Origin of the sequence: Lysinibacillus sp. NPDC086135 (genome assembly GCF_044746345.1) — a bacterium.
Classification (GTDB): Bacteria; Bacillota; Bacilli; order Bacillales_A; family Planococcaceae; genus Lysinibacillus.
Genome location: NZ_JBIVCA010000001.1, coordinates 111,395 through 136,634, shown reverse-complemented (window position 1 = coordinate 136,634; position 25,240 = coordinate 111,395). Strand labels below are relative to the sequence as shown.

The window sequence follows — 25,240 nt, the reverse complement described above, 5'->3', positions numbered from 1 at the left end:
AACTATTTTCGAGCAAATTTACATATCCAAAAACTTAAAATTGTAATTTAAGCTTCTGTATATTGTCCAATCTTTTTAAATTTCTCATAACGGTCTTCAATTAATTGTTGGCCATTTAAAGAATTCAATGCTTTAAGTGTATCACTTATACATTCTTTTATATTAAGTGCTTGTTTCGCTACATTGCGATGTGCTCCGCCTGTAATTTCAGGGATAATTCCATCAATAACACCAAGCTCTTTTAAGTCAGGTGCTGTTATACGCATTGCTTCTGCTGCTTGCTTCGCTAGGCTACCATCACGCCATAAAATCGACGCAGCCCCTTCTGGCGAGATAACCGAATAAGTTGAGTTCTCTAACATAAAGACACGATTTGCTACACCTAATGCAAGTGCACCGCCGCTTCCGCCTTCCCCAATAACGATAGAAATAACCGGCACTGTTAAGCCCGCCATTTCGACGAGATTTCTAGCAATCGCTTCACTTTGACCGCGTTCTTCAGCTGCTTTACCCGGATAGGCACCTTTCGTATCAATAAAACAAATAATTGGACGCTTAAACTTCTCAGCCTGTTTCATTAAGCGTAATGCCTTACGATATCCTTCAGGGTGTGGCATACCGAAATTTCGACGGATGTTTTCCTTTGTAGATTTTCCGCGTTGGTGTCCAATAATTGTTATCGGCTGTCCCTCAAAAAAAGCAATTCCTCCAAGAATAGCTGCATCATCACCAAATGTACGATCACCATGTAACTCAATAAAGTTTTCACAAATAGCCTCTATATATTGTAAAGTTGTTGGTCGTTCTGGATGTCTAGCAACCTGTACGCGATCCCATGGCTTCATATTGGCATAAATAGATTGTTCAAGCTGTATTAGACGTGTTTCAAGCTTTTCGATTTCGCCTGTCATATCTACATCTGCTTCGGAAGCAATCGTTTTTAATTCATCAATTTTTTCACGTAATTGTACTACTGGTTCTTCAAAAGCTAAATTTTTAGACATGTTGCACGCCGCCTTTCGTATGCATTTTTACAAGCACCGTTACTTGGTTTCGTAAATCTTTTCGATGGAAAATGGCATCAAGCTGACCATGCGCTAGTAAAAATTCTGCCGTTTGGAAATCACTTGGTAGTTTTTCTCTTACTGTTTCTTCAATTACACGACGACCAGCAAAGCCAATTAATGCTTGTGGCTCCGCAATATTAATATCTCCAACAGAGGCAAAACTCGCAGAAACGCCACCTGTTGTAGGATGCGTGAGTATTGAAATAAACAACAGACCCTCATCACTATGACGTTTTAATGCAACACTCGTTTTTGCCATTTGCATTAATGATAGTACGCCTTCTTGCATGCGCGCTCCGCCACTTGCAGTAAAGATAATAAACGGTACACGTAATTCAGTAGCTTTTTCAATGGCACGTGTAATTTTTTCTCCAACAACTGAGCCCATTGAACCCATACGGAAATGAGAATCCATAATTGCAACTACAATTTCTTCTCCATCAAGGGCGCCTCTTCCTGTCAGCACAGCTTCATTTAATCCCGTTTTTTGTTGATCCGCTGAAATTTTTTCAACATAAGCAGGGAAATTAAGCGGATTACTTGTTTGTAAATGATCGTCCATTGAAACAAATGATCCTTCATCTAAAAAACATGCAACGCGCTCCTGTGCTGTCATTTTGAAATGATGGTCACATTTCGAACATACTTTATCATTTTTTTCTAATTCCTTCGTTAATTGAATGTGACGGCATTCTGGACATTTTGTCATAAGTCCTTCTGGAAATCCCTTTTCTTGTCCATCCTCTTTCTTTTTAGTAAATAAGCTGCGAATTGCCATGTTTGACTCCCCCTTTGTTGTCTAATTACTTCGTACAGTCTTCATCCATTGCTCGTAAGCTTTTAATGCTTCTTTTTCATATCCTAGCTGCATCGATTTCAACATTGTTTGAATGATTATTTTTTCTTCTTCTGTTGAGTTTCGATTTAATCGGTCACCGTCATAAACTGCTAACTGAAACCATACTTTTAGTGAAAGACGATTTCCTGACGTGATTATTATTTCCCGTAAAACGTCCCGACAATTAATCGCGCTTTCTATCTCTAGCTTTACAAAAAAACTGTCCCACACAGGTAGTGTTCGTAGAGTCTCTGTACAACTTATTACGCGAACGGCTTCCTTTTCATGAATTTCTCGCGTTAATTCGACATCCTTTTTTGATTTTTCATCTTCTAATATAAACATCGACAGTATTTCCACTAGCTGATGTTTATGTGTGGACGCTAGGAAAGTACCTCCCCCATGTTTCGTTTCAATAAGACCCAACAACTCTAAGCTTCGCAATGCCTCTCTCACGGAGGATCGCCCGACACCTAGACGTTCTGAAAGGACTCGTTCGGAAGGTAGCTTTTCACCAGCCTGTATTTTTTCTAATTTAATAAGTTGTCGTAATTGTTGGACGATATCTAAAAAAACTTTCTTTTGTTCGGTTTTTTTATCCATACGATCAACTCCCCGTTCTATCTATTTTGCCTTAGATTATTTGTAGCTGTCGCTTCGCTTTCGCACAGATAAACAATGCATCCAAAGGCTTTATCTTCATTCAGCAGGTGTTTGGATACCTATTGAAAAGAAAGGAAGTCCACCACTTCCAAAAGATGGAATCTCCTACTGAATGAAGAAAAAAGTGGTCTGACCACTTTTCAACATTGACTCTAGCTTACAAAATAATTATTAAAAAGTAAAGAAAAAACTGCATAAAGGATTATGCAGTTTCTAAATTTTTCTTTAATTTCATATTCTTTTCGTCGTTTGCGCATGTTTTACTTTCACTTGAGGTTTACCAAAGCGCCTTTCAATAGTTCCCTCAATGTAAAGCATTTCGTCTACTAGTAACAGCTCTTGAACAAGATGGAAAACTTGCGGGAATAATGTTACAGATACCGTTCCAAACTCATCCTGAAGCTGAACAAAAGCCATTTGCTCACCTTTTTTTGTGCGTATTTTTTTTACTTCTTCTATTATGCCAATCATTTTTACATACGTTCCCTCACGAGCATGCTTCAACTCTCGGCACGTACTATTTACTTCATTCCAAAAAGCTCTTTCCTCTGAGACCGGATGTGCAGAAATATAAAAACCAAGACTCTCCTTTTCATGAAGTAATTTTTCCTTTTGTGGCATCGCTTCCGCTTCCATATACTTCGGCTTACCAAAACTAAAGGCAGTAGCAGATTCTATATCAATATCTTCAGTTGGTCTTAGCAGTTCAGCATGCTTTAAGGTTGCCTCCAATGTAGCTATTAGTACAGCACGATCTTTACCTATATAATCAAGAGCTCCAGCAAAAATTAAAGATTCCATTACTTTTGGTTTAAAATGCTGTGCACTTAAAGCAACTGCCAAGTCAAATAAATTATCAAATGCTTCTGCATTCGTTTGGCGTAAGGCATTCACCTTCTCTATAAATGTATGAGGCACTCCCTTTATTCCTGATAAACTATAGCGAATTCCATCCTTTTCAACAGTAAAAAATTTTGTGCTCTGTTTTAATGACGGTGGATAAAATGGAATCCCCTTCTCTTTCGCCTCACTCACAACCTGTAGAATTTTCTCCACATTTCCTGTTGCATTTGATAAAAGTGCTGTATAAAAGCTTTGTGGGAAATGTGCTTTTAAATAAGCCATTTGGTAGGAAATAACGCTGTATGCGACAGCATGGCTTTTAGGGAAACCATAGTCTGCAAAGCGCACAATTAATGCATACACTTCCTCTGCCACATGAACGTCAAAGCCTTGCTTCATTGCTCCCTTTACAAATGCGGCACGTTGCTCCTCTAATACTTGACGATTTTTCTTACTTACCGCCCGACGCAGTAAGTCCGCTTGTCCCATCGTAAAACCAGCCATCACCGAAGCAATTTGCATAATTTGTTCTTGATAAATTATGACACCAAACGTATCGCGTAATATGGGTTCTAAAGCTGGATGTAGCATAGTAACCGATTCCCTTCCTGCTTTTCGTTTTGCATATACAGGAATAAAATCCATTGGACCAGGGCGATATAACGCGTTGATTGCCACTATATCTAAAAAATGATTTGGATGAATATCACGTAAAGCTTGCTTCATACCTTCCGATTCTAATTGAAAAATTCCTAATGTATCGCCCATTTGAAGAAGTTGAAATGTCTTTTCATCTTGCATGGGAATAAGCTCAAACTCGATCCAAGGACCGCCAGCTTTATAAATCGACCAACGTATCTGCTCTAAAATTGTCAGGTTGCGCAATCCTAGAAAATCCATTTTGACAAGCCCACTAGCTTCTACATCTCCCATCGGCCATTGCGTACAATATACGCCATCATGTCCTTCTTCAATCGGTATCGTATTGACTAATGGTGAAGGCGACAGCACAATCCCTGCCGCATGAGTAGAAGAATTTCTTGGCAACCCTTCTAGTTTTAACGCCACTTCAAACCAGCGCCGATGTTTTTCATCCTCGGCTAGCCAGCCTTGTAAACCTTGTGATTCGGCCAGTGCTTTTTGCAATGTTATCCCAGGTTTATTCGGAATCATTTTCGAAATTTTCTCCAATGTTTCAGCGTCAAAACCAAAAACACGGGCAACATCTCTAGCAACTGCCTTAGCGGATAAAGTACCAAACGTAATAATTTGCGCTACATTTGCCTTTCCATATTTCTGAGTGACATAATGAATAACTTTTTGTCTTTTACTGTCGACAAAATCGATATCTATATCTGGCAGTGTAACACGTTCAGGGTTTAAAAATCGTTCAAATAATAAGCCGTAAACTAACGGATCTACTTGCGTAATAGATAAGCTATAAGCCACCAGTGAACTCGCCGATGAGCCACGACCAGGACCTGTTAAAATACGATTTTCTTTAGCAAAATGCATGAAATCTGCAACAATTAAAAAATAATCTGCAAAGCCCATTGCACAAATAATTTCAAGCTCATATTGAAGTCGCTCCCGATAAATTTGAGGAATTTCAGTTTGCTTTAAACGTTCTGCCAATCCTGCAAAAACCTCTTTGACAAGTAGGCTTTCGGCTGTTTCTCCTGTTGGGACAGGAAATTTAGGCATTTGTACGTGCATTTCAGGAATTTCCGCCGTACAGCTAGCAAGCATCATTGCACTAGACTCAAGCCATTCTGGATGATCAGCAAACCAACTTTGCCATTCCTCTTTCGTTGGGGCGAAATAACCTTGTAAATAAGCTGATAACATTGTACCGGTAATCTTGTCACCTGAATCTATCGCTCTTGCAACCTCAAAGGCAAAATGATCCTCTGGACGTAAAAAATAGCAGCTCTGAGAGGCAACTAGTGTTATGTTCAAAGTTTCACACCATGCTACATACGCTTCTTCTTTTTCTGCTATCATCCCTGCAGGTCTTGCTATACCCATAAATAAACGGTTACCAAATACCTTGTTTAGAGCATTTGCTACTTCAGTCCAATCCTCAATTTCTATTAAGTTATCCGAAGAAAGTAATGCCACACAGCCCGCTGCATATCCTTCAAGCCATTTCCAAGGAAGTGCATCATCCTCTCGAATTGAAACTGCACTACTAATCTTTAAAAGATGCTTGTAGCCTTCTTGCGTCTGAGCATAGAGCACAAGTGGAATCTTTCTTTCTTGCCACTGTACATTTATCGTGAGCCCTATTACAGCATGAATATTCGCTTGCTGCAATGCTTTACAAAAAGGCAAAAGCCCGTACAATTTTGAATTGACGATTGCACAGGCCTGAGTATTTTGCTCTTGTAAAAAAGGGATCAATTGTTCAAGCCGAATCGTACTTTTCAATAAATCCGCACTCGTATGCATTTTCGTGTATACATGTGTCAAATGAATCCCTTCCTTTCTAGGTATTTAAAAATGTTAATTCAAAGCTTTATTATTATGACAGAAGCACGTTCTTATTCTGTTGAGTTTACAAATTATCGCTAAGTATTGGATAATCACCATGATGAGTGGTTGGTTTCCGTTCCGGCTGGGCGCTATGTAGCTGTCGCTATGCTTTCGCTACAGAAAACATTTGCCGCTGACGCTTCGCTTTCGCGCAGAGCAGAGCTTCCTGGGGGCGTCCGATGAGCCGCTTGGGGCAACAGATGTTTTTTGTGCGAAAGCGTAGTGTAACGTAGCGGCAGCAAAACGAAGGCGTTATCACAGGACGTGATGCTTTTAGCCTTCGTTCCCCTATTTGCTCGCTCCAGGGTCTCATCTGTGACGCTGATCCCCAAGGAGTCGCCCAGCCTCCACTCCAATCAACTTAAATATGGCATACGAGTTTAACAAATGTCATCCACAAATTTTAGTGATGAGCCCAAATATTTATGTTTATTGATACGCCTTACAAATTTCCTGTAATCGTATTATTACACGCTCTGCTTCTTCCCATGAGTAAGCTGTAGCCCCAGATGCAAGAGGATGCCCTCCACCGTTAAATTCCTTCGCCAAAGTGTTAATGATAGGGCCTTTTGAACGTAAACGCACTCGAATTTGATCGTTCTCTTCAATGAAGACCACCCATGCACAAATACTTTTCACACTTCCAAGACAGCCAACTAACAGTGACGCCTCTGACGGTACAACATTGAATTCTGCCAGCAATTCCTTTGTCAGCTTGATATGCGCTGCTCCATACTCATCCATTTTGAAATTTTGATAAATATAGCCCTGTAAATTTAATAGCTTTTGATCCATTTCATACATTCCATCGAAAATTTGATTTCGATCAAAATTATATGTAATAAGCTCTCCTGCAATTTTAAACGTTTTTACGGTCGTGCTAGGGAATTGGAAACGTCCTGTATCCCCTACAATACCGGCAAATAATAATCTAGCGGAGGCATCAGGTAGAATCCAGTTTGCTTCTTGTTTCCCTTCCTCAAAAAGCTCATAAATCATTTCACTACAAGAACTCGCATTCGTATCCACCCAAAGTAAATCACCATACGGATCATCATTTGGATGGTGATCTATTTTTATGATCATTTTTCCTTTTGTATAGAGTTGATCGTCAACACGTTCAGTATTAGCCGTATCTGTCACTATAACTAAAGCATCGTCGTATATATCATCCGTAATGTAATCTGGATATGCTAAAAATGATAAAGATTCATCATGCTCACCTACAGCAAAAACCTTCTTTTCCGGATAATTTGCTAAAATAAGCTCTTTTAACCCTTGCTGAGATCCATATGCGTCTGGATCTGGACGCACATGGCGATGAATAATGATTGTTTCATATGAAGCAATTGTGTCGATGATTTGTCTTTTCAAATTAATTTCCCCCAAAATGATAGTAATAACCGTTAGCATTTTTCTCTAATTATCGTTACAATAATGACTAGTTATGCTAGGAGGTTTACTATGCTCAATTTAATATTTGTATTTGCAATAATCATATCATTTGTTTTTTATTTTTATTTTAAAACAAAACAGTTTCGTTCTTCATTACCAATCGCTAAAAATTGGTACAAAAGTAAAGCTAATGTAAGTTTCGGTACATTTATCCTTTTATTTGGTTTAAACCAAGCCTATTTATTCCCTGGGTTATATACATTTATTATTGTAGCAATTCTTATCGTTTTAGGCATCTTTGTTGTTATAGAAAATATTAAAAGGGTTCGTCATTACGGTCAATTTGTTGACGAGGAGTACCGAATTAACCAATAAATAATCAATTATGCACCGGCATAATTGCGTATGAAATCGGCTTTGTGCTTAGGGCAGCATATATTTTTTTGTGCGAAAGCGTAGCGGCAGCAACAGATGTTTTTTGTGCGATGCGTAGTGCTAACGCAGCGGGAGCGGCACCGATGCAGGTCAGTTAGCTGTTATAGGCTAATAACTCCCCTCCGATTCCGTGACACCCGCTGAAAGAAGTGAAAGGGATGGTCTAGCATTTACCCTAGACCATCCCTTTTTGTGTTTACTTAACGTTCCAGTAGTTGGAACATCATCATAGCCTTCCCAACAAGCATTTGTTGATTAAACACTTCGAAGTCCATTTTCACAAACTTACGACTCATATCTAATATTCGAGGCTTTACAGTAAGTGTACTTTCCATTTGCACAGGCTTGATGAAATAAATCGTCATGTTTTCGGCAACTGCATCCCCACGTTTACGGCGCTTTAATGCGAATGAGCCAACTTCCGCTAACAAAGTTGTGAATGCTCCATAAGAAATTGCACCGTATTGGTTTGTCATTTGTGGTGTTACTTTAAAATCTACGATTAATTCTTCATCGCCAAGTACCTTCATCTCGTTTTTCACTAAATCATCAATCGTTTCACCATGCTGCGGTTGTCTTTGAGCAAGCTGAAGCGCTTTTAGTACATCTTGTCGACTAATCACACCTTGCAAAATATTGTCATCATCAACAATTGGTAATAGGTCAATCCCTTCCCAAATCATACGATGTCCTGCAGAGGCAACGCTCATTTTCATCGATCCAGCAATCGGATTTTTTGTCATAACCTTATCAATTAGCTCGTTTTCTTCTCGACCAATAACGTCTTTTACGGTAATCATCCCAACAAGCTTATTGTTTGCTGTAACAACGGGAAATGCACCATGAGTTGTTCGTTCATTTAGCTTTTGGAAATGATGAATTGTTTCATCATTTCGAAGAACAGAAGTATCTGTCATCGGCACAAAAATATCTTCAATAAATAAAATATCTTTTTTGATTAACTGGTCATAAATTGCGCGGTTAATCATTGTTGCTACGGTAAAGGTATCATAGCTTGTTGAAATAATCGGTAAGTCCAAGGAATCTGCAAGTAACTTGTTTTCCTCAGTTGTATCAAAGCCCCCTGTAATTAAAACAGCAGCACCAGCTCGCAGCGCATTTTCATGTGCTTTTATACGGTTACCAACGATGAGCAAGCTCCCAGCATCTGTATAACGCATCATATCTTCTAATTGCATGGCACCAATAACAAATTTCGTTAACGTTTTATGTAGACCTGTTTTTCCACCTAAAACTTGGCCGTCTATAATGTTAACTATTTCAGCGAAGGTTAATCGCTCAATATTTTCTTTCTTTTTCTTCTCAATACGAATTGTTCCAACACGTTCTATAGAGCTTACTAAACGTCGATTTTCCGCTTCTTTAATGGCGCGGTATGCCGTTCCTTCACTCACCTGCATTTCCTTTGCAATTTGACGTACTGAAATTTTATCACCCACGGGTAATGATTCGATGTATTGTAAAATTCTCTCATGTTTTGTAGACAAAATATCACCTATTTCTCAAGCATCAAATTCTGCTCTTAGTGTACCATATTTTTTATTAAAATATTTAATGTAAAGTGATAATTTGTTTTACTTTTCCCATCGTTTCAACTACGCACGTGGTGCCAACTCATATAGTACAGCAGTGTCACTAATTAGGAACAGTTAACTTTTTCACCTACTTTTAAAGTTTGAACCTCTGCATTTTGCACTAAATCTGCAAAAATTTGTGGATCCTGCTCGATTGGAGGGAATGTATTGTAATGAATTGGTACGACAATTTTCGGCTTCAAAAATGAAACTGCACAAGCAGCATCCTCTGGGCCCATCGTAAAATTGTCACCAATCGGTAAAAATGCAATATCAATAGGATGGCGTTCTCCAATTAATTTCATATCACTAAACAAAGCTGTATCCCCTGCATGATAAATCGTTAAGTCTTCGATAAATAATAAAATTCCAGCAGGCATCCCCATATATATAATTTCATTATTTTCTGTTACAAATGACGAACCGTGGAACGCTTGAGTAAACTTCACTTTACCAAAATCAAATTCCTTAGCTCCCCCTATATGCATTGGATGCGTTTTAACTCCTTGCCAAGAAATCCAATTGGCTAGCTCATTCGGTGCAATGACAAGCGCATCTTTTTTCTTCGCAAGCTCCACTGTATCACCGACATGATCATTATGGCCATGTGTAAGTAAAATAATATCCGGAGCCTCATCAGCAACCTTTAAATCTGTTAGCCCATTCCCGTTAATGAATGGATCTATTAATATTGTTTTCCCATTTGATTGAATTTTAACAACTGAATGTCCATGATAACTAATTTCCATATAAGTTTCCTCCCAGCAGTACATATTGTGCCACATCATTTTTATTCGCTATCCATGCGATTTTTCCCTTTTTTTGATATGCTAGTACAGAGAATAATAGATACTTTCCTAACAGGTATACCTTGTAGGAAACAATTATTCATTTCGTTGAAGCCCCATGCCGGGGAGGCTATAAATTTAGCTAAGCACTTGAAGTTTTTTTCAATGCAATAAGAGGAGGAACTGTGTATGTTAAAGGTTGAAGAAATTCAAAACTATTTACAACAAAACCAAATTGATGCCGCTTTCGTAACGACACCTGATAATGTTTTTTACGTTTCAGGCTTTAAAAGTAATCCGCACGAGAGATTACTTGGCGTGATGATTTTTAAAGAGGCAGAACCTTTTTTGATTTGCCCCAAAATGGAAATCCCAGATGCGAAGGATGCAGGTTGGCCTTATGAGGTCATCGGTCATCAAGATACTGAAAATTCAATGGAAGTTCTTGCCCAAGCTATTAAAGCTCGTAATGTTAACCCACAAACATTTGCTATTGAAAAAGCTCAGCTCATCGTAGAGCGTTTAGAAGCCCTACAACAATCATTTCCGCAGGCTAGTTTTGTTCGTCTCGACGAAAAAATCAATGCTATGCGAGTAATTAAAGATGAAATTGAATTAGAAAAATTACGTAAAGCTGCAGAACTAGCTGACTATGCTATTGAAATCGGCTGTAAAGAAATTGCTGAAGGCAAAACAGAAATGGAAATCTTAACTGCGATAGAAAGCGCTATTCAGGATAAAGGCTGCAAGATGTCCTTTGAAACAATGGTATTGAGCGGTCCAAAAACAGCCTCTCCACACGGTAAACCAGGTGCTCGAAAAATAGAAAAAGGCGATATGATATTATTCGACCTTGGCGTAATTTACGACGGTTATTGTTCTGACATTACACGTACGGTTGCCTTTGGTGAACCTAGTGAGGCACAAAAGGAAATCTACAACACAGTACTAGCTGCTAACACAAATGCAATCGCAACTGTAAAACCAGGTGTTCGCGCAATGGATTTAGATAAAATCGCTCGTGATACTATTACTGACGCAGGCTATGGCGAATATTTCACACATCGACTTGGTCATGGACTCGGCATTTCTGTACATGAATTCCCTTCTGTTACAGGCGCTAATGAAATGACTATGGAAGAAGGCATGGTCTTCACAATTGAACCAGGTATCTATAAATCCGATGTGACTGGTGTCCGCATTGAAGATGATGTGGTAGTAACAAAAGATGGCGTAGAAATACTTACAAAATTCCCGAAAGATTTGATTGTACTGTAAGTTTATTTAAGGAAAAGGAAGCAACCAACATGCAACACAAAAGGAAGCACTCATAATTAAACATGGTGCTTCCTTTTGTTATGTTACTTATTGAATTAATTCATCAACATTTACATATGGCAAACCTTGAGAATCTGCAACAGCCTTGTAAACAAGATGTCCATCTATAGTATTAACACCTAGTTTCAGTGCAGCATTTTCAACACACGCTTGTCTGTAACCTTTATTCGCAATTTGTAGCGCATAAGGAATTGTATTATTTGTTAAAGCAATTGTTGATGTACGTGGTACAGCTCCTGGCATATTTGCTACTGCATAATGCACAACTCCGTGTTTTACATACGTTGGATCATCATGTGTCGTCACTCGATCAGATGACTCAAAAATTCCGCCTTGGTCAATAGCAATATCGACTACTACTGAACCCGGTTGCATTGACTGAATCATTTCCTCAGAAACAAGCTTTGGTGCTTTAGCTCCAGGAATTAAAACTGCCCCAACTACTAAATCTGAGTTTTTCACTGATTCTGCAATATTATAAGGATTCGACATTAATGTTTGAACATCACGGCCAAATAAATCTTCTAATTGACGTAAACGCTCTGGGCTTAAATCAATAACCGTTACATCAGCACCCATTCCTACAGCTATTTTCGCCGCATTTGTTCCAGCTATACCGCCACCGATTACTGTAACTTTACCGCGTGGTACACCCGATACGCCGCCTAGTAAAATACCTTTACCTTCATGATTTTTCTCTAAGAATTGTGCACCAATTTGCGTTGCCATTTTACCAGCAACTTCACTCATTGGTGTTAAAAGTGGTAAGGAACCATTTGCTAATTGGACTGTTTCATAAGCAATGCCTACAACTTTTTTATTTAAAAGTGCCTGCGTTAATTCAAGCTCTGGCGCTAAATGTAAATAAGTAAATAAGATTTGACCTTCATAGAAGTAATCGTATTCTGATGCTACGGGTTCCTTTACTTTCATAATCATTTCTTGTGCCCATGCTTCTTTTGCTGTCTCAACAATATGAGCTCCTGCAGCAACGTAGTCTGTATCTGTAAAGCTTGAGCCTAAACCTGCTCCAGATTCAATGTACACTTCATGGCCTGCATTCGTTAATGTAACAACCCCTGCTGGTGTCATAGCTACACGGTTTTCATTGTTTTTAATCTCTTTTGGAATACCAATCTTCATCTTCCCTGTCCCCTTCCATTACCTAAAAAATAAGCACATTTTTGTTACATACTCTTCGATGTATTGATGCACCCCTTGCACTTCCATATTACCAAACATAAACAAAAAATGCTTTAATTAAAATAATAATAGATAAAATTCCTAATATTCTAACAACAGTAAACATTCCAATTAATATATTGGTAATTAGTTATTCTCGTCGATAAGCGATTTTCTGGAGAATGCCTCGTAAGTAACAAAAAAATTGCTTTTTGATAGTAATTTTTATTTTTTTGTGCATGTAAATGCCTTCACTTCTTCACATTTTTTCTTCCGGAAAGTATTTCCTTTAGAAAATCATTTGGTATAATCAACATATACAAATCAGGGAGGTAATTCAAATGGCTAATAAATATAAAAGCATTGTAGTTGCAGTAGACGGTTCTAAGGAAGCTGAATACGCTTTCCGTAAATCGATTGATGTAGCAAAACGTAACGAAGGTGCTGTATTAAATTTAGTAAATGTTATTGACACACGTTCATTCGCTGCAATCGAAGCATATGATCGTTCAATTGCTGAGCGTGCTCAAGCATTCTCTGAAGAGCTATTAAATGGTTACAAAAAACAAGCTGAAGAAGAAGGCTTAACAAATGTTAACCTTGTAATTGAATACGGCTCACCAAAAAATATCATTACAAAAGAGCTTTCTAAAATTGTAGACGCAGACTTAATCATCTGTGGTGCAACTGGTCTAAATGCAGTAGAACGCTTCCTAATCGGTTCAGTATCTGAAGCAATTGTACGCTCAGCTAAATGTGACGTACTTGTAATCCGTACACCTGAAAATTAATTTTGTCTTACATAAAAGGTATCCAATTTTGGGTACCTTTTTCTTATTGTTGAAAAACCTTTATGACTTTAAGATTAATGTGTCCTATTAAATAAGGCAATTGTTCTACACCATGCAGTGAATTGACATCGGAAGCTATAACATTAAAAGATTTGATTATTTATTAGGTAATGACTCATCATAGAGAAAAACGGGAAAGTTAAGACGCTCCTTCCAAAGTGCTAAGCGGGGTTTTTCTACACTTCGCTGAAGCTTCGTTATATCATTAAGTGACACGCTAGTGCATTGGTTGATTGGAGTGAAGACTGGGCGACTCCTTGGGGATCAGCGATAGAGGAACGAAAATCACCCCTCTCGTTTTTGCGACGACTCGAAGTAAAAGCTATTTTATACTTATTCTTTTAGCGCAAACTAAAAGGTATCCTATTTTGGATACCTTTTATACTTATTTCCCTTCTTGCCACATCTTCACTTTTTCGAAGAACATAGCAAGAGCTTGTTTATTTTGCATGTTTGGTACTTTTGCTAATAGTACTTCTTTTGGAGCATTGAATTCCTTACCTTGCTTTTGCAAAATGACAATGCTCTTTTCAAGTGCTTTATTGGCGAACATTGTATCTGGTAATTGAATAATCGCTTGAATCCAAGCATGCTTTTGAATGTATTTATGCAGTTGTTTCGACTGCTCAGACTCGAAGAGATGGGTTGGTGCTAAGAAAAATAAGTAGCCACCATCCTTTGTGTAATTAATGGACTGCTCAATAAATAAGTGATGTGCATAACTCATTCCTTCTGAAGCACATAGTTCATAATCTAATGCGACTTCTTCATTCGGATAATACCCGACCGGTAAATCACAAACAACAGCATCTGCAGGATTTACTAATAAATCTTGTAAAGTATCTTGACGGAATAGGGAAACGGGTTGCTCTGTCAAATCAGCTGTAGCAGCAGCTATACGAATAAGTAGCTCATCAACTTCTACACCTGTAGCTTCTGTTTTTCCGTCTAATAAATTCATAACTGTTAATAGTAAATTCCCTGTACCTACTGCTGGATCTAAAATAGATATTTTTTCTGTTTCTAGACGCTCTGCAAATAGTTGCTCCACAAAATAACCAACTAATAATCCAAGAGTATCAGGTGTCATTTGGTGATTCGGCTGAGAACCTTTTCGCATTCCCTTTAAAACAGCAATTTGAATTGCTTTGCGCACATCTTCCTTTGTAGCACCGTCTTGTGAAAAATTAACTTCCCCATCTAACCATGCCTCTAAACCATCTAAAATCCCCTCTAGCAATGTAACATTATGTTCTTTTTCTATCTTTTCAGCATGTTCATTTAGCATACCAAATAACTTTTCGATATTTTCCATACACAACTTCCTTTCAAGCAGAAAAGAGCCGTGACAAAAACTTGTCACAGCCCCTTTGTCTAGTAATATCTTAGCCTAATATCAATAAATTATGCTAGTGCTTTGACAGCTGCAATTGCCGCTTCATAGTTTGGATGGTTTGTTGCTTCAGGAACATATTCCACATATGTCACTTTGTCATTTGCATCCACAACAAACACCGCACGCGTTAGAAGGCGTAATTCCTGGATGTAGACACCGTATGCTTCACCAAATGAAAGATCACGATGATCTGAAACTGTTTGAACAGCATCAATGCCCGTTGCACCACACCAACGTTTTTGAGCAAATGGAAGGTCAACAGATACCGTATAAATAACTACATTGTCACCTAAATTTGCTGCTTCTTCATTAAAACGACGTGTTTGTGCATCACAAACACCAGTATCTAATGATGGTACAACGCTAAATAAACGAATTTTCCCCTCTGAATCTTTTAATGTAACAGGTGATAGATCATTCGCTAATACAGTAAAGTCTGGTGCTTTGTCTCCAACTTTTACTTCGTTACCTACAAGTGTTACTGGGCCATTTTTAAATGTTACTTGTGCCATATAAACGCCTCCTAATCTTCATATGTACATAATATTACTAAATGGAGGGAATTAATTGCAACTAAGACAGCTCATCAAAATAGTTTTGAAAGAATTTTTTCGAACCTGTTCTACCATACTTGCTTATGATTGCACCATTTTCCAAGCTCACCACCATAATATAGGGTTGATATTCGTTCTGACTAAGCACTTTTCGAAGGCGTTATCACAGAACGTGATACATTTAGTCTTCGTTCCTCTATTACTAATCCCCAATGAGTCACCCCGCCGGAACGAAGATCAATTTTATTCATTGTATACGTTATAATAAAATGTCATCCCAACTTTCGGGGCTTTTCTCCAATGAACTAACCATTAATCACCTCTATCCTCACAAAAATAAAAGCTGTCTCACCGTAATGAGACAGCTCAAGCCATTATTCTTCGTTATGTTTTTCCAGCTTTTCAGGTTCTGGTTTTTCCTCTAGAGGTACAGATTCAGTCTTTTGCTCTTTGATTGGCAAAGATGATTGTACAATATCTTTTTCAATATAAACTTTTTCATGAACGACTGTTGTATCCGCGAAAAAATCATGTAAACCTTGATTGTTTGGTAAAATGCCTACAAGAATATAAAGTGGCATGAAAATGCTGTTGATGATACGCCCTATCCAATCACGGAATAACACATCTGACCAAGTAAGCTTATCATGCTTTAATGACATAACACGTAATCCAAATATCATTTTCCCTAATGTTTGCCCAAAAAACTTCGTCATTAATACGAAATAACTGTAATAAAGAATAGCGGATATAATCGAAATCGGTGCATACCATACAGACTCAGATAATGACCAATCCATTAAATAAAAAATTGGGTTAACGAGAATTCCAACTATAGCTGTAATAACGAATCCATCTAATAAAAATGCCCAAAAACGTATCCAAAAGCCTGCCGTTTTTAACGCATAATTTTTATTCGTAGTTGGTTTATCTATTAGGAACGTATTCTCCATAGAGGGTGAACCTTGCATAACAATATCATTGTTTGTCATTGTACTCCCTCCTTAGTTTTCGCCATATAAGTACATCATTTTTGGTGCTTTATAATCTGCCATAATTTTCATCAACATTTTTTCCTCTGCTGAAGGGCCAAACATTGATCCAATCTTCATCCCAACATATGATGGCCAACCACCCGTCTCATATGAATACTCAAATAATTCTGCGTCCTCTAAACTAAAGTCTTTACGCATTGCAATAATTGCTGCTTCCTCATCGCCAATCTCATCTACTAAGCCCGCTTCAAGAGCCTTCTTACCACTAAGAATTCGACCATCGGCAACTTTTTTCACATTAGCTTCAGACATATTACGACCTTTTGCCACAATATGAACGAATTCCTGATAAGTTTCATTAATCATGTCTTGCATCATAGCACGCTCTTCCGGTGTCACTTCACGCATTGGGCTAAGCATATCTTTATGTTCACCAGATTTAAACGTTTCATATTTAATACCAACTTTTTCTGCTAACGCCTGATAATTAATAGATTGCATAATGACACCAATCGAACCTGTAATTGTATCACGTTGCGCAAATATTTTATCTGCAGGGGCTGAAATATAATAACCACCTGAAGCTGCCATCGAATCCATAGTTACATAGATTGGAATTTGTCTCTCTTCTTTAATTTCCATGAGTTTTTTATAGATTTCAGCTGATTCCTTTACTCCGCCACCTGGCGAATTAACACTTAAGACGATACCTTCCACAGTCTTATCACTTAAAATATTTTCTAATTGATCTAAGAAAAATTGATGATCATAAGAAACTGGTTCCCAAAACGAACTTGAGCCAACATCTTGAATCGTACCATCAACCTTTAAGTATGCAATACGTTTATCCATTTCGCCACTTTCTTTAACTTCTTCCATCACAGATAAATCGTTTCCCTCCACCAAGCTATCAAAATTACTAAAGAAATTCGATTTAAAAATTGCAAAAATTGTGTTGATCCCTAATGAAAACACTAATAGTACACCTGCAATTATTAAAGCGGTCCACCTTTTACCATTCATATCTTTCCGCCTCCTCATAACGTTATACGATTGATATCCAAATTTGTTTCATACTTATTGCAATAATATGCTTAGCACCATAACATGGGGTTGATCTCTTGCGAAAGTGCATCGTTATCACAGAATATGATACTTTTAACCTTTGTCTCCTCTACTCGGCTTACTCAGGTCTAAATCTATGACGTTTCCAATCCACTTAGAAACAAATTACACATTTTAACAAATTACATTTCCAAATTTTGGTAACTGACAAATACTATGCAAAAGCTTTAACCAATCTAACTTATTCAACCTATACTACATTATCTACTATAAAAAAAAAATCAAAGTTCATAAAAAAAGCAGGAACTTTGATTTTCGACATTATTTCCTAGGAAATCAACGATGATTACTATATTGGATTTTTTCTTGCTCACGTAATTCGACACGCCGAATTTTGCCTGATGCAGTCTTTGGTAGCTCAGTAACAAACTCAATAGCACGAGGATATTTATAAGGGGCAGTTAAAGTTTTTACATGGCTTTGTAGTTTTTTTATTAGCGTTTCATCACCAACTACTCCATCAGAGAGCACAACAAATGCCTTCACGAGATTTCCACGAATTTCATCCGGACTCGCGACTACGGCCGTTTCTTTTACTGCTGGATGCTTCAATAACGCATCTTCTACCTCAAATGGACCTATCGTATACCCAGACGAAATAATGACATCATCTCCACGTCCTTCAAACCAAAAATAGCCATCTTCATCTTTATATGCACGATCTCCTGTAATATACCATTCGCCCCTAAATTGTAAATTTGTACGTTCGGGATCGTTTAAATATTTCTTAAATAACGCGGGTGATTCACAGTGCACAGCAATATCTCCTACTTCTCCAATTACAGTAGGATTTCCAAAATCATTAATAATTTCAACCATATTACCTGGAGTAGGTCTACCCATTGAGCCCATTCTAGCCTCCATCCCTACCATTGTTCCAACAAGTAATGTATTCTCTGTTTGTCCATAACCATCTCGTACTTGTACATTAAAGACCTCGGAAAATACTTTTATCACTTCACTATTTAAAGGTTCACCGGCTGACACAGCCTGACGTATCGTACTTAAATTAAAGTCTTGCAAATTTTCAAGACCTGCCATAAATCTGTATTCGGTCGGTGTGCAACACAGAATATTAATATTGAATTTCTCAAGCAATGAAAGGTATGTTGCCGCATCGAAGTGACCTTTGTAAACAAATGCTGTCGCACCACTTCCTAAAGTAGCAAGAAACGGACTCCATATCCATTTTTGCCAACCTGGTGCTGCGGTAGCCCAAACAATGTCACCTTCTTGTACACCTAACCAATTTGGAGCAGTAGTTCGCAAGTGCGCATAACCCCAGCTATGTGTATGAACCGCTGCCTTTGGATTGCCTGTTGTACCACTCGTATAAGCTAAAAATGCAATGTCTGTACTCTTAGTCGGTGTAGAACTTATGTAAGTCGTCGGTTGATGTTGCATTTTTTCAAGCAATGGCTGCCAAGGTTCATGTGCATGACCAATGACAAACTGCTGTATTTCTTGTAAATTTCCCACATTATCGAATTGTTCAATATAAGGTTCAAATGCAACAACGCCTTTTGCATCGGCATGATTGATTCGATATTCAATATCCTTAGTTCTTAGCATTTCTGAGCTAGGTATAATGGTTAAGCCTGCCTTTAAGGCAGCAATATAAACGATATACGCTTCAACTGATCTTGGCACCATGACCAAAATAACATCACCTTTTTTTAAACCTTGAGATGTAAATACATGTGCTGCCTGATTTGCCTTTTCAAGTAAAGCTCGATATGTTAAATATTGAATTTCCTCATCTTCGTTATAAACTAATAATGCATTTTTAGTAGAATCCTGTGCATATTTTTCAATTTCATCTGAAATGTTATACCATTCTGGTGCGATTAAATCTTCTCTTTTCATGGCAAATGCCCCCTTTTGTACGCTCATTATAAAACTCAATTTTTATCATTTTCAATGGAATTCACTCCAATTCATTAAAGTCGTGACAACTATCATGCTCTGCTATATGGCATCAGTCACGTATTGGTACTATCCATTTCGACTTAGCATTAGTGCCGTTTTCGCAATGAAGAAAAAAACTATTGAACACGAATGAATAATATGGTACATTTTGGTCAACTAAAAGCATGATTGCAGGGGGACTCATTTAGAGTTGAGAAGGTAAAACCTGACCCTTTGAACCTGTTAGTTAATACTGACGTAGGGAGCAATTCACATCTATTTACTGATGAAAGGCTCTTTTACGTGTTTTTTTCTACACGAAAAAGAGCCTTTTTTGCACGCTTACGTCCATCCAACAAGGAGGACTAAAAATGTTATTTCATACTATCCGTAAACAAAATCCACTAATTCATTGCATCACTAATTATGTTGTAGCTAATTTCCAAGCAAATGGCTTATTAGCTATAGGCGCTTCACCAGTTATGGCAGATGACAGTCATGAAGTTGAAGAAATGGTCGCAATTGCCTCAGGCTTATTAATAAATATCGGTACCCTTAATGAGCGAATGAAAGAATCAATGTTACTTGCAGGAAAAACAGCAAATGCTCTTGGCATTCCCGTTGTTTTAGATCCTGTTGCTGCAGGTGCAACAACTTACCGGAAACAAACGGTACAACAATTACTCAAGGAAATAAATTTTGCTGCTATTCGTTGTAATGTCGGAGAGCTTGCAGCAATAGCCGATGTAGAATGGCAACAAAAAGGCGTAGATAGTGGTAGTGGTTCAATTTCTTTAGAAGTTGAGGCACAAAAAGTAGCTCAACTTTACAATTGTATTGTTATTGTGACCGGTGAAAAGGATTTTATTACTGATGGCGAACATCAGCAATGGGTTACAGGTGGAAATTCACAAATGACAGAAGTCACTGGAACAGGTTGCTTATTGAGTGCCATTTGTTGTGCTTCCTACCTCGTAGGAAATAAGCCATTTGACCAATTAATAGAAACATTATCGCTTTATAAAAAAGTGGCAGAGCAAGCTGCTTCTTCTACCCCATATATTGGCGATTTTCAAATTGCAGTATTGAACGAACTACACCGCCTCTCCAAGGGTGGTGAACAATGATGCATATTGTAACGACAATTGCTGGCTCTGATAGTGGTGGCGGTGCAGGGATACAGGCTGATTTAAAAACATTCCAGGAATTAAAGGTGTTTGGAACGTCTGTTATTACAGCTTTAACCGCCCAGAATACACTCGGGGTATCGGATGTCTTACCAATTGAAGTTAGTTTTGTCGAAAAACAACTCCAAGCGCTTGTCGAGGATTTTTCAATAAGTGCTATTAAAACCGGAATGCTGTTTTCCTCGGAAATTATTCAATCAATTGCACGGATTTTAACTGAAATAAATAGTCCGCTTATAGTAGATCCTGTCATGATTGCAAAAGGTGGCGAAAGCTTATTACAGCAAGAAGCAATTGAGGCATTACGCAGTTGTTTGCTACCTATAGCAACAGTGGTAACACCGAACATTCCAGAGGCAGAAACCCTTTCTGGAAGGAAAATCAATTCTTTAACAGATATTAAAGAAGCAGCTAAGGTCTTATTACAAATGGGCATTCAATGCGTCATTATTAAAGGCGGTCATTTAGAGGATAAATGTTATGCTACTGATTATGTATTTTTCCAAGATGGTCGGTCATTTTCCATGCAGTCCACTCGTATTGCAACCAAAAATACGCATGGTACAGGCTGTACGTTTTCCGCTGCATTAACTGCTTTTCTTGGTCGTGGACTAACTTTAGAAGATGCGATTGAGGAAGCTAAAAAATTTATTCAATTAGCAATAACTCATGATTTATCTATTGGTAATGGACATGGTCCTACCAATCATTTTGCTTATCAAAACTTGAAGAATTCCTGCGAGGTGATCATTCATGAAACATGACGATCTACAGCTATATTTTATAATGGGTACAAGTAATGTTTTCAAACACGAGCCATTAAACGTTTTAGAGAAAGCTCTGCAATCTGGAATTACGATGTTTCAATATCGTGAAAAAGGACCAAATACACTAACTGGGCAAGCCTATGAAGATTTTGCTCGTAAATGTCAAAAGCTCTGTCAACAATATCATGTTCCGTTTATCGTCAACGATGATGTCGAGCTGGCTATAAATCTTAGAGCAGACGGTGTTCATATTGGGCAAGAGGATTTTCCTGTGTCGATGGTGCGTAATAAAATTGGCAACATGATTTTAGGTGTTTCTGTTCATTCACAAGCTGAATTACAAACTGCTCTACAATATGGTGCTGATTATGTAGGAATTGGTCCGATTTTTTCAACCACTTCTAAAAGTGACGCCAATCCACCTAGTGGAACTAATTTTTTACAACAAGCTCGGATGCAATATCCGGATCTCCCTATCGTTGCAATTGGAGGCATAAACTGTTCAAATGCTCCTATGGTATTTAAAGCAGGTGCTGATGGGATAGCAGTTATTTCTGCAATTTGCCAAAGTGAGGATATTGCAAATACAGTCTCTACATTTAAATCATTTGTAGGATAAAGGTGAAACTTTTATTAGTTTTCACCAATCGGTTTTTTACGGGCAGTTAGCCTCACCTATTTCTTTGCTCTCATTGAATTGAAATAGGAACAACTCGCTTCTCTTTTGATACAGTCCGTTAATACAGGATAAAAATAAAAAATTTAAACAAACTAAAACCAGTGCCTTTTACGGTCACTGGTTTTAATTTTAATAATTGCTGATTATGCAATTATAGGTTGTTGTTTGGCATACCTTTTAATTGTGATTCTGCCATTTGTACAAGACGTTTAGTGATTTCACCGCCAACGGAACCGTTAGCACGAGCTGAAGCGTCAGCTCCTAATTGAACACCAAATTCTTGTGCAATTTCGTATTTCATTTGATCTAGAGCGTACTCTACACCAGGTACAGCAAGTTTGTTTGAACTGCGATTTGTTGAAGTCATGTCTCTCACCTCCTTGTGAATATAGAATGTGCGATATTAGATTTTTAATACGAAAATTTTATAGGTAAATTGTGCCTACGAAGGAAATGAACAAAAAAGCCGACTCAAGACTTCTGAGTCGGCTCGTTAGCTTATGAAATCGCAAGTTTCTTCTATAGAAGATCTGCAAATTTATCGGCTTCTTGCTCTTTTTTCGGGAATATATAGACTTCACGGTTTTTCACTGCTCGTTCGATTAGCTCATCAAAATCCGAGAAGCTTTCGTAATGCTCAACCTTTTCAAGCTTTGGCTTTGTTTTTGGACTTGCTGGAGTAAAAATTGTACAGCAGTCTTCAAATGGCTGGATAGACGTTTCGTATGTGCCTATTTTCTCTGCAATATCGATAATTTCTAATTTATCTGATGAGATTAATGGACGTAAAATCGGTGTGTTCGTTACGGCATTAATAGCTGTTAGACTTTCAAGAGTTTGACTTGCTACCTGTCCAAGACTCTCACCTGTAACAATTGCTAATGCACCAATTTCTTCTCGTACTTTGTCAGCAACTTTTAGCATCATACGACGAGTTGTTGTCATCGATACATTAGAAGGTACTTTTTCTTTAATAAGAACTTGGATTTCAGTGAAAGGAATAACATGTAAACGTATATTAGCGCCAAATTTCGTTAATTCATTAGCCAGCACCTTTACTTTTTCTAATGAATTTTGGCTTGTATAAGGTGGACTAAAGAAGTGTATCGCTTCTAAGCGCACTCCACGTTTCATCATTAAATAACCTGCAACAGGACTATCTATTCCACCAGAAAGCATTAATAAAGATTTACCATTCGAACCTACAGGCATTCCACCTGCACCCGGAATAACTTGTGCCATCATATATGTTGCATCATGACGTACCTCTACACGAAGCTCGATATCAGGCTGTTTCACCTTTACTGATAAATTTTGATATTGTGGTAATACATAACCACCAATTTCACGTTGAATAGCATGTGATTCTAACGGAAATGTTTTATCTGTACGCTTTACTTCTACTTTAAAAGTAAGCTGCTCATTTTTAAATGTATCCATAATTGTTATGGCAAGTTTTTTCATGGCCTCCATGTCTTTTTCACATGCTGCCACTGGACTAAAAGATTGGATACCAAAAATTTTAGGTAATCCTTTTAATAGAACGTCCATTTGTGTTTCATTTTGAATGGCGATAAACATACGGTCGCGCTCTGTGCGAATGTGTAAATGTCCTAAATCCGCAAACGCATGACGAATGTTCTCGCGTAAACGACGAATAAAATCCATCTTGTTGCGACCTTTTGTAGAAAGCTCTCCATATCGAATTAAAATTTCTTTCCAAATCATTTTTAATATTCTCCTTTAAGTTCCATCAATACTTCATCTAATACTTGTTTAAACTTTACTATATCTTCATTTGTTACATGCGCTCCAAAACTTATACGAATAACACCCTTTTTAAAGTGCTCATCAATATTTAAAGCTTCAACAACATGGCTTGTTTTTGTCTGTTTCGATGAGCAAGCACTCGATGTTGACACAATTACATTGCGTTTTTGCAATGCATTGATAATGACTTCACCTTTTAAGTCTCGAATACTAAAAGATAAAATATGTGCCGCACCTTGTGGGGTTGATAAAATATGCACTACATCTCCATAACCACGTAATTGCGTACATATTTCATCATTCCATTGTCGATATTTTTTTGCACGATTATTCATCGTCTCGACTGCCATTCGGGCTGCTTTGGATAAAGCTACTGCTTGCGGTACAGCTACTGTTCCACTACGTAAACCAAACTCCTGCCCTCCGCCAAGTGCATATGGTTGCCATTTCATTTTTTTACGGAACGCTAGTACACCTGAACCTTTAAAGCCATGAATTTTATGGCCAGAAATTGAAATACAGTCTGGTCCATCTTCATCGTTAAATAATATTGGTAACTTTCCAAAGCTTTGTACAGCATCCACGTGAAAAGCTGCGCGACTTGATTCATGAATAATTTTTGCAGCTTCAAAAATTGGTTGGATAGCACCCATTTCATTATTTACATGCATCATACTTACTAAAATGGTATCCTTGCGCACTTTTGTACGAAGCTCCTCTAAAGAAATAACGCCATTTTTATCGGCTTGTAAGTATTCCACATCAAAACCTTCTTGCTCAAGTTGCTTAACAGATTCAAGAACAGATGGATGTTCAACTTCGGTTGTTAAAATATGATTTCCTTTATGTGTATTGCTACTTGCTAAACCAAATATAGCCGTGTTATTGGATTCAGTACCACCTGATGTAAATAGCACATTTTTTGCTTCTGTCTGCAAAATATCTGCTACTTGCTCACGTGCACGCATTAACAATTCGTTTGATTCAACACCCATTGCATGAATGGAAGCAGGATTGGCATAATACTGCTCATTCACTGCCATAAATGCTTGCATAACCTCTTTTAAAGGTTTTGTTGTTGCACTGTTGTCTAAATAGATTGTATTAACTTTCATTAATATTCACACACTTTCAAAACGTTGATTTAACGGTATTTATCATAACGCAATCTTCAGCGATTGACTACTAACTTTAACAATTATCCTAATTTAATCACTCATTCGTTTGCTTTTAATGTGCAAAACCACCCATTATAGAGTGGCATATTAAAATTTACTATGAGCGTTTCCTGAATATAAAAATTTGGGTTTTGCATTGTTAGGCTTATTA

At 37.8% G+C, this 25,240-nt stretch carries 22 protein-coding genes and 1 riboswitch; of the genes, 6 read left to right on the top strand and 16 right to left on the bottom strand.

Features of this window, described 5'->3' with window-relative positions; genetic code table 11:
• Positions 1-47: 47 nt before the first annotated feature.
• From ACIPKN_RS00575 to ACIPKN_RS00555, 5 genes are all read right to left on the bottom strand, one after another.
• A complete protein-coding gene (locus ACIPKN_RS00575) occupies positions 48-1,004 on the bottom strand; it encodes an acetyl-CoA carboxylase carboxyltransferase subunit alpha (RefSeq protein WP_400932443.1) in 957 nt (318 codons plus the stop codon).
• Positions 997-1,845: an acetyl-CoA carboxylase, carboxyltransferase subunit beta gene (gene accD / locus ACIPKN_RS00570; protein WP_400932441.1), complete on the bottom strand. Its 849-nt coding sequence runs from the start codon at positions 1,843-1,845 to the stop codon at positions 997-999. Before accD ends, ACIPKN_RS00575 begins: the two co-directional genes overlap by 8 nt.
• Positions 1,846-1,866: 21 nt before the next feature.
• Positions 1,867-2,508, bottom strand: a complete 642-nt coding sequence (locus tag ACIPKN_RS00565; protein WP_142508792.1) for a FadR/GntR family transcriptional regulator — start codon at positions 2,506-2,508, stop codon at positions 1,867-1,869.
• A 291-nt stretch (positions 2,509-2,799) separates the two neighbouring features.
• Positions 2,800-5,883, bottom strand: a complete 3,084-nt coding sequence (gene dnaE / locus ACIPKN_RS00560; RefSeq protein WP_400932439.1) for a DNA polymerase III subunit alpha — start codon at positions 5,881-5,883, stop codon at positions 2,800-2,802.
• Positions 5,884-6,375: 492 nt separating this feature from the next.
• Positions 6,376-7,320, bottom strand: coding sequence for a DHH family phosphoesterase (locus ACIPKN_RS00555; RefSeq protein ID WP_400932437.1), 945 nt, complete (start codon positions 7,318-7,320; stop codon positions 6,376-6,378).
• 90 nt (positions 7,321-7,410) lie between these two features.
• On the opposite strand from ACIPKN_RS00555, the gene ACIPKN_RS00550 reads away from it, so the two are divergent.
• Positions 7,411-7,716 (top strand): YtpI family protein, encoded by a 306-nt coding sequence (locus ACIPKN_RS00550; RefSeq protein WP_142508789.1) that lies wholly within the window; start codon positions 7,411-7,413, stop codon positions 7,714-7,716.
• A gap of 260 nt (positions 7,717-7,976) precedes the next feature.
• Here ACIPKN_RS00550 and ACIPKN_RS00545 read toward each other — a convergent pair whose 3' ends face one another.
• Together ACIPKN_RS00545 and ACIPKN_RS00540 are read right to left on the bottom strand one after the other, a co-directional pair.
• Complete coding sequence (locus tag ACIPKN_RS00545) at positions 7,977-9,284, bottom strand: DRTGG domain-containing protein (protein ID WP_142508788.1); 1,308 nt, start codon at positions 9,282-9,284, stop codon at positions 7,977-7,979.
• 152 nt (positions 9,285-9,436) lie between these two features.
• The gene (locus ACIPKN_RS00540) at positions 9,437-10,120 is read right to left on the bottom strand and encodes a metal-dependent hydrolase (protein ID WP_400932434.1); all 684 of its coding nucleotides are present in this window, start codon (positions 10,118-10,120) and stop codon (positions 9,437-9,439) included.
• A gap of 228 nt (positions 10,121-10,348) precedes the next feature.
• Here ACIPKN_RS00540 and ACIPKN_RS00535 point away from each other — a divergent pair, with 228 nt between their 5' ends.
• The gene (locus tag ACIPKN_RS00535; protein ID WP_400932432.1) at positions 10,349-11,437 is read left to right on the top strand and encodes a M24 family metallopeptidase; all 1,089 of its coding nucleotides are present in this window, start codon (positions 10,349-10,351) and stop codon (positions 11,435-11,437) included.
• Positions 11,438-11,524: 87 nt separating this feature from the next.
• On the opposite strand, the gene ald is transcribed toward ACIPKN_RS00535, so the two are convergent.
• Positions 11,525-12,640, bottom strand: a complete 1,116-nt coding sequence (gene ald / locus ACIPKN_RS00530) for an alanine dehydrogenase (RefSeq protein WP_400932430.1) — start codon at positions 12,638-12,640, stop codon at positions 11,525-11,527.
• Between the two features lie 380 nt (positions 12,641-13,020).
• Between ald and ACIPKN_RS00525 the strand changes: the two genes are divergently transcribed.
• Positions 13,021-13,470 (top strand): universal stress protein, encoded by a 450-nt coding sequence (locus tag ACIPKN_RS00525; RefSeq protein WP_049667487.1) that lies wholly within the window; start codon positions 13,021-13,023, stop codon positions 13,468-13,470.
• A gap of 445 nt (positions 13,471-13,915) precedes the next feature.
• On the opposite strand, the gene ACIPKN_RS00520 is transcribed toward ACIPKN_RS00525, so the two are convergent.
• The 5 genes from ACIPKN_RS00520 to mbcS form a co-directional block, all read right to left on the bottom strand.
• Entirely contained in the window at positions 13,916-14,845 is a 930-nt protein-coding gene (locus ACIPKN_RS00520; protein ID WP_400932428.1) for a class I SAM-dependent methyltransferase, read from the bottom strand.
• 89 nt (positions 14,846-14,934) lie between these two features.
• Entirely contained in the window at positions 14,935-15,438 is a 504-nt protein-coding gene (gene tpx / locus ACIPKN_RS00515; RefSeq protein WP_400932426.1) for a thiol peroxidase, read from the bottom strand.
• Between the two features lie 416 nt (positions 15,439-15,854).
• On the bottom strand, positions 15,855-16,472 hold the full coding sequence (locus tag ACIPKN_RS00510) for an RDD family protein (protein ID WP_400932424.1): 618 nt from the start codon (positions 16,470-16,472) through the stop codon (positions 15,855-15,857).
• 12 nt (positions 16,473-16,484) lie between these two features.
• A complete protein-coding gene (gene sppA / locus ACIPKN_RS00505) occupies positions 16,485-17,498 on the bottom strand; it encodes a signal peptide peptidase SppA (protein ID WP_400932422.1) in 1,014 nt (337 codons plus the stop codon).
• A gap of 378 nt (positions 17,499-17,876) precedes the next feature.
• Positions 17,877-19,466, bottom strand: a complete 1,590-nt coding sequence (gene mbcS / locus ACIPKN_RS00500; protein ID WP_400932420.1) for an acyl-CoA synthetase MbcS — start codon at positions 19,464-19,466, stop codon at positions 17,877-17,879.
• A 225-nt stretch (positions 19,467-19,691) separates the two neighbouring features.
• A riboswitch (TPP riboswitch) is annotated at positions 19,692-19,790 on the top strand.
• 89 nt (positions 19,791-19,879) lie between these two features.
• On the opposite strand from mbcS, the gene thiM reads away from it, so the two are divergent.
• From thiM to thiE, 3 genes are read left to right on the top strand one after another with little or no spacing between them, the layout of a single operon-like run.
• Complete coding sequence (gene thiM / locus ACIPKN_RS00495) at positions 19,880-20,635, top strand: hydroxyethylthiazole kinase (protein ID WP_400932418.1); 756 nt, start codon at positions 19,880-19,882, stop codon at positions 20,633-20,635.
• Positions 20,635-21,459, top strand: coding sequence for a bifunctional hydroxymethylpyrimidine kinase/phosphomethylpyrimidine kinase (gene thiD / locus ACIPKN_RS00490; protein ID WP_400933158.1), 825 nt, complete (start codon positions 20,635-20,637; stop codon positions 21,457-21,459). The genes thiM and thiD overlap by 1 nt, the downstream gene beginning before the upstream one ends.
• Positions 21,449-22,081: a thiamine phosphate synthase gene (thiE, locus tag ACIPKN_RS00485; RefSeq protein ID WP_400932416.1), complete on the top strand. Its 633-nt coding sequence runs from the start codon at positions 21,449-21,451 to the stop codon at positions 22,079-22,081. The genes thiD and thiE overlap by 11 nt, the downstream gene beginning before the upstream one ends.
• Before the next feature lie 211 nt (positions 22,082-22,292).
• Here the strand turns inward: thiE and ACIPKN_RS00480 are convergent, their stop codons facing one another.
• From ACIPKN_RS00480 to ACIPKN_RS00470, 3 genes are all read right to left on the bottom strand, one after another.
• Positions 22,293-22,508 (bottom strand): alpha/beta-type small acid-soluble spore protein, encoded by a 216-nt coding sequence (locus ACIPKN_RS00480; protein ID WP_142508778.1) that lies wholly within the window; start codon positions 22,506-22,508, stop codon positions 22,293-22,295.
• A 152-nt stretch (positions 22,509-22,660) separates the two neighbouring features.
• Positions 22,661-23,869, bottom strand: coding sequence for a tRNA uracil 4-sulfurtransferase ThiI (gene thiI / locus ACIPKN_RS00475; RefSeq protein WP_142508777.1), 1,209 nt, complete (start codon positions 23,867-23,869; stop codon positions 22,661-22,663).
• A gap of 2 nt (positions 23,870-23,871) precedes the next feature.
• Positions 23,872-25,026 (bottom strand): cysteine desulfurase family protein, encoded by a 1,155-nt coding sequence (locus ACIPKN_RS00470; RefSeq protein WP_400932413.1) that lies wholly within the window; start codon positions 25,024-25,026, stop codon positions 23,872-23,874.
• Between the last annotated feature and the right edge of the window lie 214 nt (positions 25,027-25,240).

Excerpts from the sequence above, each read along its gene's own strand:
- ACIPKN_RS00575 (WP_400932443.1), bottom strand. The coding sequence starts at position 1,004 with ATGTCTAAAAATTTAGCTTTTGAAGAACCAGTAGTACAATTACGTGAA.
- accD (WP_400932441.1), bottom strand. The coding sequence starts at position 1,845 with ATGGCAATTCGCAGCTTATTTACTAAAAAGAAAGAGGATGGACAAGAA.
- ACIPKN_RS00565 (WP_142508792.1), bottom strand. The coding sequence starts at position 2,508 with ATGGATAAAAAAACCGAACAAAAGAAAGTTTTTTTAGATATCGTCCAA.
- ACIPKN_RS00550 (WP_142508789.1), top strand. The coding sequence starts at position 7,411 with ATGCTCAATTTAATATTTGTATTTGCAATAATCATATCATTTGTTTTT.
- ACIPKN_RS00540 (WP_400932434.1), bottom strand. The coding sequence starts at position 10,120 with ATGGAAATTAGTTATCATGGACATTCAGTTGTTAAAATTCAATCAAAT.
- ACIPKN_RS00535 (WP_400932432.1), top strand. The coding sequence starts at position 10,349 with ATGTTAAAGGTTGAAGAAATTCAAAACTATTTACAACAAAACCAAATT.
- ald (WP_400932430.1), bottom strand. The coding sequence starts at position 12,640 with ATGAAGATTGGTATTCCAAAAGAGATTAAAAACAATGAAAACCGTGTA.
- ACIPKN_RS00525 (WP_049667487.1), top strand. The coding sequence starts at position 13,021 with ATGGCTAATAAATATAAAAGCATTGTAGTTGCAGTAGACGGTTCTAAG.
- ACIPKN_RS00520 (WP_400932428.1), bottom strand. The coding sequence starts at position 14,845 with ATGGAAAATATCGAAAAGTTATTTGGTATGCTAAATGAACATGCTGAA.
- tpx (WP_400932426.1), bottom strand. The coding sequence starts at position 15,438 with ATGGCACAAGTAACATTTAAAAATGGCCCAGTAACACTTGTAGGTAAC.
- ACIPKN_RS00510 (WP_400932424.1), bottom strand. The coding sequence starts at position 16,472 with ATGACAAACAATGATATTGTTATGCAAGGTTCACCCTCTATGGAGAAT.
- sppA (WP_400932422.1), bottom strand. The coding sequence starts at position 17,498 with ATGAATGGTAAAAGGTGGACCGCTTTAATAATTGCAGGTGTACTATTA.
- mbcS (WP_400932420.1), bottom strand. The coding sequence starts at position 19,466 with ATGAAAAGAGAAGATTTAATCGCACCAGAATGGTATAACATTTCAGAT.
- thiM (WP_400932418.1), top strand. The coding sequence starts at position 19,880 with ATGTTATTTCATACTATCCGTAAACAAAATCCACTAATTCATTGCATC.
- thiD (WP_400933158.1), top strand. The coding sequence starts at position 20,635 with ATGCATATTGTAACGACAATTGCTGGCTCTGATAGTGGTGGCGGTGCA.
- thiE (WP_400932416.1), top strand. The coding sequence starts at position 21,449 with ATGAAACATGACGATCTACAGCTATATTTTATAATGGGTACAAGTAAT.
- ACIPKN_RS00480 (WP_142508778.1), bottom strand. The coding sequence starts at position 22,508 with ATGACTTCAACAAATCGCAGTTCAAACAAACTTGCTGTACCTGGTGTA.
- thiI (WP_142508777.1), bottom strand. The coding sequence starts at position 23,869 with ATGATTTGGAAAGAAATTTTAATTCGATATGGAGAGCTTTCTACAAAA.
- ACIPKN_RS00470 (WP_400932413.1), bottom strand. The coding sequence starts at position 25,026 with ATGAAAGTTAATACAATCTATTTAGACAACAGTGCAACAACAAAACCT.